Source organism: Barnesiella intestinihominis YIT 11860, assembly GCF_000296465.1.
In the GTDB taxonomy this organism is placed as follows: Bacteria; Bacteroidota; Bacteroidia; order Bacteroidales; family Barnesiellaceae; genus Barnesiella; species Barnesiella intestinihominis.
Genome location: NZ_JH815203.1, coordinates 556100 through 572730 on the forward strand (window position 1 = coordinate 556100; position 16631 = coordinate 572730).

At 42.9% G+C, this 16631-nt stretch carries 16 protein-coding genes; 6 read left to right on the forward strand and 10 right to left on the reverse strand.

The window, feature by feature from the left end:
• Positions 1-160: 160 nt before the first annotated feature.
• Genes HMPREF9448_RS02330 through HMPREF9448_RS02350 form a run of 5 tightly spaced genes read right to left on the reverse strand, consistent with a single transcriptional unit; the run spans position 161 to position 3409 of the window.
• Positions 161-535 carry a hypothetical protein gene (locus tag HMPREF9448_RS02330; RefSeq protein WP_008860975.1) on the reverse strand — a complete coding sequence of 125 codons (375 nt, stop codon included), beginning with the start codon at positions 533-535 and terminating at the stop codon, positions 161-163.
• Between the two features lie 11 nt (positions 536-546).
• The gene (locus tag HMPREF9448_RS14085) at positions 547-1779 is read right to left on the reverse strand and encodes a HesA/MoeB/ThiF family protein (protein ID WP_008860976.1); all 1233 of its coding nucleotides are present in this window, start codon (positions 1777-1779) and stop codon (positions 547-549) included.
• A 6-nt stretch (positions 1780-1785) separates the two neighbouring features.
• Positions 1786-1995, reverse strand: coding sequence for a hypothetical protein (locus tag HMPREF9448_RS02340; protein ID WP_008860977.1), 210 nt, complete (start codon positions 1993-1995; stop codon positions 1786-1788).
• A gap of 23 nt (positions 1996-2018) precedes the next feature.
• Complete coding sequence (locus HMPREF9448_RS02345; protein WP_008860978.1) at positions 2019-2462, reverse strand: hypothetical protein; 444 nt, start codon at positions 2460-2462, stop codon at positions 2019-2021.
• Positions 2459-3409, reverse strand: coding sequence for an MPN domain-containing protein (locus HMPREF9448_RS02350; RefSeq protein WP_008860979.1), 951 nt, complete (start codon positions 3407-3409; stop codon positions 2459-2461). Before HMPREF9448_RS02350 ends, HMPREF9448_RS02345 begins: the two co-directional genes overlap by 4 nt.
• Positions 3410-3608: 199 nt before the next feature.
• Here HMPREF9448_RS02350 and HMPREF9448_RS02355 point away from each other — a divergent pair, with 199 nt between their 5' ends.
• From HMPREF9448_RS02355 to HMPREF9448_RS02365, 3 genes are read left to right on the forward strand one after another with little or no spacing between them, the layout of a single operon-like run.
• Complete coding sequence (locus tag HMPREF9448_RS02355) at positions 3609-4268, forward strand: phosphatidylserine decarboxylase family protein (protein ID WP_040295821.1); 660 nt, start codon at positions 3609-3611, stop codon at positions 4266-4268.
• A gap of 7 nt (positions 4269-4275) precedes the next feature.
• Positions 4276-4977, forward strand: a complete 702-nt coding sequence (gene pssA / locus HMPREF9448_RS02360) for a CDP-diacylglycerol--serine O-phosphatidyltransferase (protein WP_008860981.1) — start codon at positions 4276-4278, stop codon at positions 4975-4977.
• Between the two features lie 56 nt (positions 4978-5033).
• Positions 5034-5285 carry a DUF4834 family protein gene (locus HMPREF9448_RS02365; RefSeq protein WP_008860982.1) on the forward strand — a complete coding sequence of 84 codons (252 nt, stop codon included), beginning with the start codon at positions 5034-5036 and terminating at the stop codon, positions 5283-5285.
• Between the two features lie 12 nt (positions 5286-5297).
• Here HMPREF9448_RS02365 and HMPREF9448_RS02370 read toward each other — a convergent pair whose 3' ends face one another.
• The 3 genes from HMPREF9448_RS02370 to HMPREF9448_RS02380 form a co-directional block, all read right to left on the reverse strand.
• Complete coding sequence (locus HMPREF9448_RS02370) at positions 5298-5726, reverse strand: hypothetical protein (RefSeq protein WP_229042395.1); 429 nt, start codon at positions 5724-5726, stop codon at positions 5298-5300.
• Between the two features lie 242 nt (positions 5727-5968).
• Positions 5969-7438, reverse strand: a complete 1470-nt coding sequence (locus HMPREF9448_RS02375) for an aminoacyl-histidine dipeptidase (RefSeq protein WP_008860984.1) — start codon at positions 7436-7438, stop codon at positions 5969-5971.
• 29 nt (positions 7439-7467) lie between these two features.
• Positions 7468-8508, reverse strand: coding sequence for a lysylphosphatidylglycerol synthase transmembrane domain-containing protein (locus HMPREF9448_RS02380; protein ID WP_008860985.1), 1041 nt, complete (start codon positions 8506-8508; stop codon positions 7468-7470).
• Positions 8509-8644: 136 nt separating this feature from the next.
• Here HMPREF9448_RS02380 and rsmA point away from each other — a divergent pair, with 136 nt between their 5' ends.
• From rsmA to HMPREF9448_RS02395, 3 genes are all read left to right on the forward strand, one after another.
• Positions 8645-9430: a 16S rRNA (adenine(1518)-N(6)/adenine(1519)-N(6))-dimethyltransferase RsmA gene (rsmA, locus tag HMPREF9448_RS02385; protein ID WP_008860986.1), complete on the forward strand. Its 786-nt coding sequence runs from the start codon at positions 8645-8647 to the stop codon at positions 9428-9430.
• A gap of 62 nt (positions 9431-9492) precedes the next feature.
• A complete protein-coding gene (gene mgtE, locus HMPREF9448_RS02390) occupies positions 9493-10842 on the forward strand; it encodes a magnesium transporter (protein ID WP_008860987.1) in 1350 nt (449 codons plus the stop codon).
• Between the two features lie 94 nt (positions 10843-10936).
• Complete coding sequence (locus HMPREF9448_RS02395; RefSeq protein ID WP_008860988.1) at positions 10937-11755, forward strand: lysophospholipid acyltransferase family protein; 819 nt, start codon at positions 10937-10939, stop codon at positions 11753-11755.
• Positions 11756-11902: 147 nt separating this feature from the next.
• On the opposite strand, the gene HMPREF9448_RS02400 is transcribed toward HMPREF9448_RS02395, so the two are convergent.
• Positions 11903-15004, reverse strand: a complete 3102-nt coding sequence (locus tag HMPREF9448_RS02400) for a glycoside hydrolase family 2 TIM barrel-domain containing protein (protein WP_040295822.1) — start codon at positions 15002-15004, stop codon at positions 11903-11905.
• Between the two features lie 43 nt (positions 15005-15047).
• The gene (locus tag HMPREF9448_RS02405; RefSeq protein ID WP_371417642.1) at positions 15048-16565 is read right to left on the reverse strand and encodes a sulfatase family protein; all 1518 of its coding nucleotides are present in this window, start codon (positions 16563-16565) and stop codon (positions 15048-15050) included.
• Between the last annotated feature and the right edge of the window lie 66 nt (positions 16566-16631).

Below are 16631 nucleotides of genomic sequence, written 5' to 3' on the forward strand. Positions count from 1 at the left end.
TTTGGCTGTAAGGGTTAACCCCTCCGTCCTGCGGCCCCCTTTATTTTGCTGTGCAAAACACAGAGGAGGAGGTTTAATTCAATCGCAAAGACAACTCCACTTCTCTCTTTTTTATATGCTTCGAAAAGGTGTAAATATTAGTATAAACCATGCCCATTTTCTAATCGGGCAACATTCCCAATTTATCGGCGACACCCACGACAAGTCCCCACACAAAGAAACTGACGACACCGGCAATTAACGCAGAGAAAAAACCATCGCTAATCCAAACAGAGATCACCGTAACGATAATACTCAACAATCCTCCATACAAAATGATATACCCCATAGCCTTCCATATGAAAACCACAGCCGATAAAATAAAAGCCAACACAGACCAAACAAAACCGAAAAATCGAGAAAAACCATCGCCTACCCTTCGCCAAAACGAACGCCTCGGCCGGTGAGGATATTGCGGCCTTCCCTGTGAAATGATTTCACCGGTCGACATATTCACACGAGTCCCGTTACGCAACGTAATGATACGATCGCCCATAGCCCCAAAAACTATCTACACTCCAAGCACTCGGAATCTTTTTTCAATTTTACTCCATACCAACGGAGTATCGTCAAATGTCTATTCGGATTCCGATTGAATGGAGCCCAGTTGGCAAATTGGAAATCCCGACGATTGGCCCAAATATAATAATCATAGGTCAACTCTTCTATCAGCGAAGATATGCCACACTCGATTCCACGAGATAGCTCGTTCAATGCCAATTTTACCATCATATTGTTAATCGGTGCGATATCGGTCGATAATCCCACCTGAACCATCGCATGAGCATCCTCGTCCGACACATATGCCGGTATAACTCCCAACTCTCTGGCCCGACGCACATCGGTAATCTCGTCATTCTGATGATAAATAGGATTCCCCGTCAAGCAGGCATAACACGGTCCACCCGGTCTTACGCGTAATATATCGCCACCCTCGGCGCGAGTGACAGCCCGGCCAAACAATCCCACTTTACCCAATTTCACCAAACGGGCATTGATGTTATATCTGCTCGCATACTCGTCCGTCGCAGCTATGGTAAGATCCGATTCTGCCACACATTTTTCAAGAATATCGAGATGCTTATTCATATCGATATCGTAGGTCTCTACTTGCGCATACGGATTTTTCAATAATATGGCATCTTTCACGGCATTTACTTTGAGCCGTCCCAATTCGTTCACCCCACAGATATGACGAGCGATATTGTGCAATTCTATACGATCGAAATCCATCAGTATAAAATGCCCTACACCGGCTTTCGCCAACTCGACGGCAATAGGTGCGCCACCGCTGCCTAACCCTACGATAAGGACCTTTTTCGCCTCCAACGCTCCCACTTCGAGTAGCCCTTTACTGCGAGTATAAAGCTCACTCTTGCGAGGCACATATTTCACAACCGCCTCGATGATTCTTCCGTCATCGACAATAAAAGCACGAGAGCTGACGTTCGTGTCTTCGACATGAATGCAAACAATAACGACCGGAACTCGTTTTGCCTCTTCCGGCATCGATGCATAAACAGACAAAGCCACATCTTCGGCCTTTTCATAATCGTCAGTATCGACTACCCGAAAGAGACAAGGCATGGAATATCCTGTCGGAGCCACCTGCGGATACTTGATGTAGACATGGTAAACCTGTTCGCCTTTCCACTCAAAAGCAGCGCCGAAACATTGTGATTGCCCGCTATTCCAAAAATCCTGCAAATGATCCTGATAAATGTACACTATCGGTTCCATAGCACCTTATTCTTTATCATTATAATAAGGTTTGGTTCCTATTGTCGTGCCCACTTTTTCCTTTCCGCTTTTTTCCGCTTCATCGGGAGTCATCGCTTCCAGTTCTCCATCGTCTCCGATAACCAATTCTACTTCTCTACGTCCACTGTTGGTTTGAGCCAGAGCTTCACCCAAATCTTCACAATCGTCAGTTTGTTTTTTTCCAAATAGTCCCATAGTTAGTTATATTCTTTAATAGATTAATAATTTGCCCCTTTCAAAAATTCATCGAGCGTCTTTCCCGTTTTCAGATGACATTCATACATTTCGAGCCAAATGCGAACCTTAATAATAATCTGATACAAAGTTATTCGATTCGGAGCCCAATCCTCATAACCGTAATGGCAAACCCTCACACAGCCGTTTTCTCCGGTAAGCGTATGCATACTGTGACTGGCTTGCAGCATACTACCGCCGGAACGCGTCAACAAGGGTTTAGGACTCGTAATAAAAACCTTCGGTATATTATAGGGATAATTGTCCGAAAGGTCTATTTTCACCACGTAACATCGTAGAGAATTAGTCTGAATGGCGACCGCCAAATACGGATACGGCGTGTCCATATCCATAAATTTGTACTGTTTCGATTTTATCGTCGAATTTTGCAATACACCTAATTCTATTTGATATCTGTCATAAGTCATATCGATAAATATTTTAAACTGTTAATAACCGATTGTCCCATCTCTGAAAACGACGAAAGCCAGTGAGGTGTACCGTTTTTTCCCAATGCCCCTAAGCTCCAAGAAGTAGTTTCTCCCGCTTCATACCGGACAACGTAAGGCGCCCGATTCGGAAAATCTTTATCGAAAACAATCCTCCAAGAAGACCGGCGAGGTATATCGAATCTGATTTCAATAGTCATGTCATCTACTTTCAACAGTTTCACATCAGAATATTTCGACTGTATATAAGAGACGATACGCTTCAACTGCAAACGGTTTTCTTTATTATTCAACCAAAAACCGGTATCGAACTTCACGCCATTCTCCGGCGGCATCTGTTGTACCGGAATCATATTCAACTCATGATACACAGCCTCTTTGACCTGCGGCATTATCACAGAATCCCGATAAGCCGTATCATAACGACTCCTTACCGAACCGTCTCCTTGCACCACATTCCACGGCACTAAGTTCATCTTTACCCCTTCACCTGTGCATACAAAAGAAAAAGCATTGACAGAGGCCCCTGCCCTATCGCAAATTCCAATAGCCAATATACACCGCGACAGCCCGTCTGCCAGCATACCCTCTTGTATCGATTGCACATCGCCTCCGCTCGGATACGACAATCCCAAACCATGATGCGAATGCCACACACCGATATGGGAGAGATGGTACTCTTCGAATAATCTATCGGCATGCAACTGCAAATAATCAGCATCTTGTATAAAACTGGTAAAACGACAGACCGACCTTCTACCGGGACCCAATACATACATGATTACGGCATCTCCGTTCGGCGTCCAATAGCCCAACAAATTACCTCCGGTTTCCATGTGAGGAGAATCCAATATTGTCCTCGCCATGAAATCTAATTCCCCCCGATAAATATATACGCCCCCATGAGCTATTCGCCCGATATCCATAATCTCTTGTTTTTCATGATTACGCAATATAAATAAAAAATATCGACATTTACAAACTTATAACTATAAAATTAATTATGAACTGGTCTATAATTCTCATTCACTTTCCCAATCATACAAAAAAGAGTCCTTGTTTTTGTCTTTCCGTAAATAACTATTACCTTTGTTCGCTACTTCTAAATCGAGTTAAAAGATGAAAATGAAAATACACCGAGAAGGGAAAAACATATTACTTATTCTTTTTATCATTCTGGCTCTTTTGAATTTGCCGGTTTATCTATGGATAAAAATAACATGGCTGGCTTATCTAATCCACGCCGCCTCCATTATATTTTTCTTTCTGGTAGTTAATTTTTTCCGGTCTCCCAAACGGCATTTCAAAGGTAATCCCAAAAATGCCATAGTCGCACCGGCAGACGGTGTCGTAGTCGTTCTTGAAGAAGTTCTCGAAGATGAATACTTTCATGACAAACGTATGCAAGTTTCTATCTTTATGAATATATTCAACGTACATGCCAACTGGTTTCCCGTTGCCGGAAAAGTAATCCATGTAAGTCATCAACAAGGCCGTTTTATGGCAGCCTATTTACCTAAATCAAGCACAGACAACGAAAGATCCACAGTAGTCATTAAGGCTGAAAATGGTGAGGAAATCTTAGTCAGACAAATTGCCGGTGCAGTGGCGCGTCGCATTGTAACTTACGCCGAAGTCGGTGATACCTGTGACATCGACGAACACATGGGCTTTATAAAATTCGGTTCACGCGTAGATTTGTACCTTCCGCTCGATTGCGATATTAAAGTAGCTCTACACGATAAAACAATAGGCGACCTCACCGAAATAGCCCGTCTAAAATAAAGCTCTCATGAATGCCATTACAAAAAATATCCCTAATAGTATTACTTGTCTCAATCTCCTTTCAGGGTGTTTTGCCTGTCTTTTCGCATACAAAGGAGAGTACGACATAGTTGCTTTATGCATAGGGTTATCCGCATTATTCGACTTTTTAGACGGCATGGCGGCACGTTTGCTCCATGCTTACTCTCCGATGGGAAAAGAATTGGATTCACTCGCCGATCTTATCAGCTTCGGGCTTGCACCGGGATTCATGGCCATGCATTTCATGCTATACGACAGCGTCTTTCATGGAATAAATGATTCCTATCAGATCTGGTGGGCATTAAGTGCGTTGCTTATTCCTGTTTTCTCCGCACTTCGTTTAGCAAAATTCAATATCGATGCTCGTCAGACAACCTCGTTCATCGGGTTGCCCGTTCCTGCCAACGCTCTTTTTTGGATAGGAATATGTCAAGCCGGCTTACAAATAGAGGACAAAGCCTGTGGATACGCTATCGTCTGCTTAGTCATTCTCTTCTCTTTCCTATTGATTTCGGAGATTCCCATGTTTTCTCTAAAATTCAAGAACTTGAAGTTAAAAGAAAATTATCTTCGTTACTTGATTTTAATCGCTGCCGCAATTTTCCTTATCTTTTTCGGACTGGCAGGCCTCGCCGCAACAATAGGCTTGTATATAATATTATCGCTGTTGACAGCCAAGAAGCATTAACAACAAAAACGGAACGGTTTTTGTTCTAACATACATAAACTTAACAAGTATCAATTATGCATGCTCTTGGACTGCTCCTCATCATAGCTTTTATTATCTTCATAGTACCCATTATAGGTATATTTCAACTTATCCTCCGGTTCTTCTTCGGAAAGAAAAACAGCGTTAGGAATCCCTTTCAACAAGGACAACAGGGACAAAACAACAAAGGGCGTACCACATGGTACACCCATACGAAAAAGAACAAAAAGGTTATCCAAGACGACGAAGGAGAATATATAGATTTCGAAGATATAAAAGAGAAATAGATTATCTATTTTCTACTTCACAGATAAAATCTCTTCTACTATAAAATTGCTATATCCACGCCAGGGCAAAGCTCCAAGATATTCATTATATTTCAGCTCCACATGACGGCCGCTCAATCGCATGAGAGAGTCTGCCAAATTGGCATTATCCACAGAAAAGACAAATTGATTGGACTGTAACGTTCCCCGGCTCTCGGTGCGAAAACCTTCCATAATGAGAATTCCCTCATAGGTTTTGAATACATATCCTTTTTTTACGACATAATTCAAAGTACCGGCTTTTACCCCCGAACCAAAGACAAAATAATAACGCACATAAAAAAAAGCTCCCCCAACCAATAGGAGCAATACAATGGCAACCCGAATGAAACGACGGAATGATCGACGCACCTTGCCAGAGAGTTGGTTACTCGATTCATTTTGATTTACATGACTATCCATCTCATTTATATTTTTCAAAATTTACTCAAATTATCCCACTTTTCAAAAAGTATCTTCTTATCCAATTACAAAAACACTTTGTCGAACAACGAATGCACGCCCTGTTTTCACACCAGCGGAAAACTTACTGGAAGGCTCTCATTTTCCATACAAAGATAACATTTTTATATACGACATATACAACAAACAAAAAAGCCGTCGATACCGCTTTCCATATCGACGGCTTTTAACGAATATTGTATTTAATCTTTTTCCGGAATATTTTCAAGGACTGCCACCAACAACTTCCAGAAAGTCTCGACCGTAGAAATCTCAACTTTTTCATTCGGTGAGTGAGGGTGCTTAATAGTAGGACCAAAGGAAATCATATCCAATCCCGGATAATTAGCTCCGATAATACCACACTCCAACCCGGCATGCATCATTTTTACGTCGGCCTCTTTCCCGGTAACTCTCGGATATATTTTTTTCATCAGGTTCAATATATCCGATTTAAAATTAGGTTCCCAGCCGGGATATGCACCATCAAACTCCACTCTGGCTCCTGCCAAAGCAAAAGTACTTTCCAATTCCGATGCCAATGCCATTTTCATGGTTTCACTCGAACTCCGCACCAAAATCTGTATTTCGACAAGCCCCTCCGAAGTACGCACAATAGAAAGGTTGGACGATGTTTCTACCACCTCTGGGGCATCAGGAATCATACGATACACGCCATTATGACAAGCGACAACGGCATTGATAAGATCGTCTTGTATTTCTTCCGGCAAAAGAGTTTTCGGGAGTGAAACCTCCTCGGCTTTAAAAACCAACCTATCTTCAATAAAACCATATTCCCGTCTCAAAGTGGAGAAAAACTCATCGACAGCGGCCATGAAATCGGTTTTATCTTCTGATAAAATAGTCACCACAGCCTCTGCTTCACGCGGTATGGCGTTTCGCAACGTTCCTCCGTTATAATGAGCCAAACGAGCTCCATACTCCGATACAGCCTCTTTCAAGAACCTGAACATCTCCTTGTTAGCATTCATTCTCCCCAAATGAATATCCACACCCGAATGACCGCCATGCAATCCGCCCAAAGTCAATCTCAAAGCTATTTCACCGGCAACCGGAGTATAAGCCTCCTCTTTGTATTTAAATTCGACATTTACATCTACCCCTCCGGCACAGCTCATATACAATTCGCCATCTTGCTCCGAGTCGGTATTCAATAATATTTCACCTTGCAACTCACCCGGTTCAAGCCCTATGGCTCCATACATACCGGTCTCCTCGTCGTTAGTAAACAAAGCTTCGATAGGCCCATGCTGTATCTCTTTCGATTCGAGAATCGCCAAAATCGAAGAAATACCGATACCATTATCAGCTCCCAATGTCGTTTCGGTAGCGCTCACCCACTCACCGTCGATACGAGGAAGGATCGGGTCGGTCTCGAAATTATGGTTCACCGATTTATTCGCCTGAGGAACCATATCCATGTGTCCTTGAAGAATAACCGGCTTGCGGTTTTCCATACCGGGTGTGGCAGGTTTGCGAATAATGACATTCCCGGCCTTATCCAAAATGGTCTCCAATCCCAAAGAACGACCTACACCCATTATATACTCGGTGATTTTATCGAGATGACCCGACGGACGAGGCACTTGACAAATCGCATTGAAATATTTCCATACTGCCTGTGGTTGAAGAGATGTGATTTTGTTGTCCATAGTGAAAATTTTATTTACCAATAATATTTTTAAGGGCGATTCGACTTTGGAAGTTCTGTCATGACCTCTGCCATAATCCTTTCACCCTTTGGTTTCTTTTTGTCACACGCCATCGAAATAAAGGCATATATACCTATCAGAACGATTAGCACCATTTGAGAGCCATGTGCCACAAAAGCAAATGCCCCCGCCTCGTTACCGGTTATGCCATAATAGGACAACCCGGCAATTACAGCAAAATGCCACGGTCCGATTCCGCCCTGCACGGGAAGTAACATACCCAAACTACCCAATACATAAAGCAACAAGACCGCCGAGACCGTCAAATTTTCCATACCGGGGAAAGCGAATATGCAGACATACAGTTGCATAAAATAACAGAACCAAATAAACAGGGTATAGAATACGAACCAAAATTTCCCTCTCATCGTAATAATCGAGGCAAAACCGTCCCAGATGTTGGCCATAAAATTCTTTATCTTCAATACAATCTTGCTCCGACTGTTCGTACAGAAAAACCAAACGACAGCGACAATACATATAAAGATTCCAACATAGAGCCACACCGAAGTCAATACATTCATCACCCCTGTTTCGATAGAAGGATTCTCATTCAAAAATTGACGGAACGGCTTCATTTGAACCATGAATACCGCAAACGTAAGCATCGCGAGCATTACCGTATCGGAGAGACGATCGGAAACCATAGATCCCAATACTTTCGTAAATGATGCTTTCTCTCGCTGAGCCACATAACCGCAACGCCAAACCTCTCCCAACCGGGGAAACAACAGATTCATGGCATACGTGCCGAAAATAGCGTTTATCAAAACCCGCATCGACGGGTTTATATTCAACGCTCGCAACTGCAAACGCCAGCGAAACGCACGGGCAATATGGCTGAATGCTGCAATAACCATAGATAGGATAATCCAAAAATAATTCACATCTGATTTGAGGATTTGAAAAATGGTATTCATATCCAATTTCTGGTAGACATACCAAAACAACCACACACCACAAAGCAGAGGAAGCAGATATTTTACAATATCCCGTATTATCCTTTTCAATTTTCCCGTTTTAAAAATTTGTTATACTTTTGTAGGTTGCAAAGATAAAGGTTTATCTTCAACTTTGTAGCTGGCAGAGGTATGAAAAATCTCTGTGAGAAAAAATTTATTGACTGACAACTGAAACGAACCCTTCATGAGCTACATAGTTAGACCTAAAAAATCGTTAGGGCAACACTTTCTCATCGATTTGAATATCGCACAAGCCATTGCCGATACGCTCGACAATTACAAAAATACTCCCATACTTGAAGTAGGCCCCGGCATGGGAGTCTTAACTCAGTATCTCCTATCCAAAGGACACGATTTGACAGTCGTCGAACTCGACCATGAATCGATCGAATATTTACAAGAAAATTTTCCCGAATTGAAAGGACACATTTTAGAAGAAGATTTTCTAAAACTCGATTTATCGAAGTTGTTCTCTGGAAATTTCTGCGTTATAGGAAACTATCCCTACAATATATCCAGTCAAATATTTTTCAAAGTACTCGAATACAAAGATCATATACCTTGTTGCAGCGGCATGATTCAAAAAGAAGTCGCCGAACGAATGGCTGCCCCTCCGGGCAGTAAAACTTACGGTATTTTGAGTGTATTGCTGCAAGCTTGGTATGAAATAGAATATTTATTCACAGTCCCCGAACACGTATTCAATCCCCCACCGAAAGTCAAATCGGCAGTCATCAAAATGACACGAAACCAAGTCCGGCAATTAGGTTGTAATGAACCTCTATTCAAACGAATCGTAAAAACCGCATTCAATCAAAGGCGAAAAACCATGCGGAACTCATTAAAAAGTATGGTCGGACAAGATTGTAAAATATTGGCAGAACCGATTTTCAACGAACGCCCCGAACGGCTATCGGTCAAACAATTCATAGATTTGACAAATCTATTGGAAAGTTACATTATAAAATGAATAATCTACCGGAATATTTACGAAAACGACATTCCGGTCTCAAAGTATAAGGAGGGAAAAACATGGATAAATTTACACCCGAATATATCCAAAATGTTCAGCAAATCATTAAAAACGACGAAAAAGACAAAGCCCGTGAATTACTGAAAGATTTGCACCCGGCCGATATAGCGGAACTATATCAACAGTTGAACCTCGACGAAGCAGAGTATATCTACATGCTTTTGGACGGGGAAAAAGCGGCAGATGTACTTCTCGAACTAGATGAAGACGATCGGGAAAAAATGTTGAAACAACTGCCAAGCGAAGTCATCGCCAAACAGTTTATCGACTACATGGATTCCGACGATGCCGTGGACCTCATTCGGGAAATGGACGAAGACGCTCAGGAAGAGATCCTCTCCCACATCGACGACGTAGAACAAGCCGGAGACATCGTTGACTTGTTGAAATACGATGAAGACACCGCCGGTGGTCTCATGGGAACAGAAATGGTTGTCGTAAACGAAAATTGGAGTATGCCCGAATGCGTCAAACAAATGCGGATACAAGCAGAAGAGCTAGGGCAGCTTTATTATGTCTATGTAGTGGACGATGACGACAGATTGAAAGGAGTTTTCCCCCTAAAAAAAATGATTACCAATCCCTCTGCCTCAAAGATAAAGCACGTCATGCGTAAAGACCCTGTATCGGTAAAGACCGATACTCCTATCAATGACGTAGCTATGACTTTCGAAAAATACGACTTGGTAGCCGTACCGGTGATAGACAGTATCGGACGTTTGGTAGGGCAGATTACGGTCGACGACATCATGGACGAAGTTCGTGAACAATCGGAACGAGAATATCAATTGGCATCGGGTTTGTCCCAAGACGTGGAATCGAACGACACTGTTTTCACTCAAACGGCAGCCCGGCTACCGTGGCTGCTCATCGGTATGGTCGGAGGGTTGGCAAACTCGGTAATCTTAGGAAATTTTGAATCGAACATCGCTAAAAATCCGGCCACAGCACTCTTCATACCACTAATCGGCGGTACGGGAGGAAATGTGGGAATACAATCATCGGCCATCGTAGTACAAGGTTTAGCGAACGGTAAATTAGATTTAAAAACGGCGGGAAAACAATTATTCAAAGAATTAGGCGTAGCCCTGATCAACGCCTGCATGATATCCCTACTCGTATTCGTTTACAACTGGTTTTTCCTCGACAATATAGCGACTACGGTATCCGTATCGCTTTCCTTGTTTGCCGTAGTGATTTTTGCCTCCATTTTCGGGACTCTCGTCCCTTTAACCCTCGAACGATTCAAAATAGACCCAGCCATAGCCACAGGGCCTTTTATCACCATCACCAATGACATTATAGGTATGCTCATTTACATGAGTATCAGCTATGCGCTCTCTATATAAACCCCTATTTGAATAAAATATCGCTATCAACCGTAAAATTCTGCCAGTTATTTGTATTTTTGCACTTTTCGATTTAACCGACACAAGCTCAAAAATGAAAAGATACGTATTAAATATATCCGATTTACAAGACATTGCACCCCAGTTCAAAAGCGAAAGTGGAACCAAGATTCTCAAATACCTTTTCAACCTTTGCAAAATCAACGAGATCAATGCTTTGTACGATCGCTCCTGCGATTATCGGGGAGCAGCATTTTGCAATTCTATTATAGACGATTTGGACATCACTTGCCAAATCGACCACGAAGAGAAACTCGATAACTTACCCGAAGGTGCTTTCATCACAGTCTCGAATCACCCGTTCGGAGCACTCGATGGCGTTATTCTCATCAAACTACTTGCCAATCGCCGCCCCGACTACAAAGTCATGGTCAATTGGATATTGAACCATGTCGAAGCCATGTCCGACAATTTCATTGCCGTAGACCCCTACTCCAATCCAGACAGACGAAAAGTCTCCCTCAATGGAATAAAAGAGGCTCTACTTCAAGCTAAAAACGGACATCCTCTCGGCTTTTTCCCCGCCGGGGCTGTCTCTAAACTAAGATGGGACCTTCGCATTGAAGATAGAGAATGGCAATCCAGTATAATCAGATTGATTCAGCAATTAAAGAAACCCGTCGTCCCCATTTTCTTTCATGGACATAACTCGCTATTTTATACGATATTAAGGATATTCAGTTGGAAAATGTGCGCCATGCGATTACCTGCCGAAGTATTCAAAAAAGAACACAAAACTATACGCATCTCTGTGGGAGACGCCATTTCTCCCGAAACGTTGGCTCAATATCCCACCATTAAAGAATTGGAGAAATTCTTAAAGCAAGAAACCTATAAATTGAAAAAACGATAATAACTATAAATTTACAAAGGAATCCGTTTTAGTGTAACAATCACTAAAACGGATTCCTTTTCTTCTGTCGTGGCAAAATCTCTACCTATAAAAAGGAGCCATAATCATACGGCTCCCGATTTCGCCCCGTTCAAAACCTATCCGAATTTATTCCTTTACCGGGATAAAAGTAAAATCAAACTCATAGGATTCTAACGGCAGCCAATAGACAGGCAGCACACCCGGTCCGCAAGTCGCAGTTCCTACCCCAGTTTGTGCAGCATCCACATGGACTGTCACTTCACCGTCAAAATTCAGGTCATTGATATGTGTAGCAGCTTCGATGTTTATATCCGAGTAAGGTAATACACTGAACTGGAACGGTTTGTCGGAAATTATTTTCCAGCCACTACCCTTTTCTCCGGTTAACGCCAGCCAACGGGTATCTATGCGATTACCGGTAGACTGGGGCATCACATAATAATGAAACATAGCGAAAGGCGAAGTCTCATAAATTCCTATCTTCCCGGCAGCCCTATCTACATAGTTCTCAAAATCACCCCGACCTAAATAAGTCACATCGCAACAATTCGCCACAGGCATACGGAATGTCAATCCCACCCGAGGCAATGACTTCACGATAGCTGTATCGGGAGTAAAGACAGTATTTATCTTTAACATACCCTTCCGATCCAATGTATAGACAAAGCTCCCGGTTCCTATCTCATTGTCTTTTGCGTTGAGAACAGAAACATCGACCGTAAAACCATTCTTAGAGGGCTTTATCGATGTCACTTTCTGGGAAATTTTATCCAACCCCGCTTTCTTCCAAAGCATGCCTCCATGTTTGTCTTTTTTGTCATTCTCGGTCAAAGGTCGATATAGCGATAGTTCCACCGGTTGTGAAAGCCATTCTTCACCTCGATATTTATATGAAATCAATGCACCTGTCTCAGGAGAAACCGTAGCTGATACTTTATCGTTAAACCACGTATATCCGTCTCTTTCTAATTTTGTACCTGACGGTAAATCTATTTTTGCTTCATATTTGGAATTGGCAAGAAGTACAAACTGGTCATATGCCACTTCACAATTCGTGTCCACAAAAGCCGAGGCTTGATTAGGAGTCCAACTAAGATTCAGATAGGCCTCCTTCACATCACGAGGCAGTTTCACTTTCCCAAGAACAATCTCTACCGTCTCGTGCGGGGCACAAGCCGTTATCACCTCTCCCTGAGCCAATATGTTCCCGTTATCGGCGGTCACATTCCAATGCAAAGTATAATTTTTCAAATCGGTAAAGTCATACCAATTCTTGACCGTAACCGTCAAATTCTCGTTATCTATCAAACGAGATTTGATATATTGATATACTTTTTTCACAGCAAACAAATGAGGATGTGGTTCCCGGACAGCATTTACCAACCCATTACAACAAAAACTACCAAAAGAAGGGACACCCTCGGGACCATAATCCCCTCCGTAGCTCCAATACCACCGACCGTCGGAATCTACCTCTCGGAAAGATTGATCCACCCAATCCCAAATACAACCGCCCTGAGCCATCGGTTCTGACTCGAAAACGTCCCAATAATCTTTCAATCCCCCCACGCTGTTACCCATAGCGTGAGCATATTCACAAAGAATGAAGGGGCGATAAATATCCGGTTGTGCAAGATAAGCCTTTATCTCGTCTATACTACGATACATACGGCAATAAATATCGGTATTGAAATTTTGTTCTGCCCGTTCATATTGTACCGGACGGTTAGTCTCCACCGATTTCAGCCACTCGTAAGTTTTCTCAAAATTAATTCCGTTGCCGGCTTCATTACCCAACGACCAAATCGTAACCGAAGGATTATTCTTTGTCCGCTCATACATACGGCGGGTGCGGTCCATGTGTGCACTCAACCACGATGTATCCTTAGCCAAAGTCGCCGGACCGTACCCCATTCCATGAGATTCGATATTCGCCTCGTCTATAACATAAAGACCATACCGATCGCACAACTGATACCAATAGGAATGATTAGGATAATGGGCACAACGCACTGTATTGATATTATTTTGCTTCATCAGTTGTATATCTTTCAACATCAACTCTTTACTAACCGTACGGCCCTGTTCTGAGAACTCGTGTCGATTCACTCCTTTTACCAACACAGGGACTCCATTGATACAAAAACGACCATTCTTAATCTCAGAGGTTTTAAAACCCACGGGACACCCCGTCGTTTCTATTACTTGCCCCTGCTCGTCTTTCAAATCGACAACCAACGTATAGAGATAAGGCTGCTCGGCATTCCACGGTTTAACATCAGGAATAATCGCATCAAACGATACGATACTGTCTCGCACCGGAGAACCGCCGTCCTGTGCGACCATTCGATGATCGGCATCGAATAATCCATAATGAACCGTTATGCCGTGTCGGCCTTTCAAACCACCTATATGCACGTCCAAAGAGAACTCCCCATCTTTATACAAATTTTTATCCAATGGAGAAACTACTTTATAATCGGCAATATACTCTTCGGGAGTGCTATACAGATAAACATCGCGTTCGATTCCACTCAATCTCCACATATCCTGACATTCGAGATACGCCCCCGCACTCCAACGATAAACTTCGACAGCGAGTGTATTCTCACCCTGTTTCACCTTATTAGTAATATCCCACTCAGCCGGGGTTTTGGAATCCTGATTATATCCCAAAAGCTCCCCATTGAGCCACACATAATAAAAAGAAGTAACACCCTCGAAACACAAGACGATACGACGTCCTATCCAAGATTCAGGCAAAACGAATGTACGGCGATAAGAACCGACCTCATTATCCTCATAGGGAACAAAAGGAGGATTTTTCTTAAAATGAAACATCGGATCGTCAAACTCGTATGTCTCATTCACATATATAGGGATACCATAATTCTGGCATTCCCAGTTCCCCGGAACCTGTATATCATTCCAGCCACCGGTATAAAAGTCGGGACGGTAAAAATTCACCGGACGCTTATCGGGATTCCGTACCCAATTGAATTTCCACGTGCCGTTCAAGCTCATATAATAAGGAGACTGTTCATAGTCTTGTGCCCGCACGCTGTTTATATCCCCCTCTTTATACGGCCAAACATAAGCATGAGGAGCCAATTTATTCAAGCCTATGGCATATTGGCTCTGCCACTCCGGTGTCTCTACCTTAGCGAAAGTCTTTCCCAACGGGCACAACAACATACAAATCAAAAACAGGATATTATTTTTCATCATCTTATTCTTAAAATGGATATATTTCAACAAATTTTTTCCGTTATCATTTAAGCGGAAGAGCAACTCGCCCGTCTTTTATTTCCAATAATCTCGCTGCTAATTCTTCGACGACATCGGGATATTGTTCGGCTACATTTTTCCGCTCTCCCAAGTCCTTATGCAAATTGTACAACTGGGGAAGAGAACTATTACCTGTTTCAATACCGACATTTTTATTGAATGGCTCTCCTTTTCCGGGTTCTATATACTTCCATTCGCCGGAAGTAATCGATAAATTATTTTGTGCATTCTGTTCAACCAAATAAGGACGCCCCTCGGCTTCTTTTCCCAACCACGTATCTAAATAATTCTCACTATCAGGAGCAGCCCCCTCGGGTAAATCGGTTCCCAACAACGAGGCAAACGAAGCGAACCAATCAATTTGGCATACCAACGCATCCGAAACGGTCGGCTTCACTGTGTCTACCCAGCGAAGAATACAAGGGACTCTGGTCCCCGCCTCATAAGAACTATATTTACCACCCCTGAAAGGCCCTCCGGGTTTATGTTCTCCCAATAGCTCCACAGCCTGGTCTTTATATCCGTCGTCTACAACCGGGCCGTTATCGCTCGACAAGATAATAATTGTATTTTTATCTAATCCGTTTTTCTTCAAAGCCGATAAAATCTCACCCACACTCCAATCGAACTGCAACAAGACATCTCCTCTCGGCCCCATACCCGATTTCCCGGCAAAGCGTTCATTAGGTACACGGGGAACATGTGCATCCTGCGTGGCAAAATAGAGAAAGAAAGGTTCGTCCTTATGATTCTCGATAAACGAAACAGCTTTGTTTGTAAGCTCATCGGCAATTTGGTCGTCTTTCCACAACGCAGATTTTCCGCCCTTCATATATCCAATACGAGAAATGCCATTGACGATACTCTGGTTATGACCATGCGAAGGATGCATAACCAATAAATCAGGATTCTTTTTCCCCGTAGGTTCTCCCGGAAAATTCTGCTTATAACTGACATAAATAGGATCTTCCGGATCAAGATTTACAACCGCCCCATTCTCTACGAATACACAAGGGACTCGATCGCCCGTAGCGGCCATAATATAAGAATAATCAAATCCTATATCGGCAGGATTCGGCGACAACCGTTGATTCCAGTCTTGTGTCCCTTTTTCATCTCCGAGCCCCAAATGCCACTTACCGACAACCCCGGTAGCATATCCGGCATCTCGGAACATATCGGCCAACGTGTATCGTTCGGGACGGATAATCATTCCCGCATCCCCATCGGCAATACCCGTACCTTCCCTACGCCATGCATATTCGCCGGTCAACATCGCATAACGGGAAGGTGTGCTGGTAGCCGCAGCACTATGAGCATTAGTAAATCTCACTCCCTCGGTAGCCATGCGTTGCACGTTCGGAGTATTTATCGTCTTAGATCCATTACAACTTAAATCGCCATAGCCTATATCATCGGCATAGATGAACACGACATTCGGACATTGCGGCATCTCCACGTTCCCTCTCTTTTCGGCTTGTCCCGAAATTGGGAGTGCCATTAACGGTAATATCAACGGTATCGATTTCATATCTATTTTTCTACTAAAATAAACATATTTTTTTAC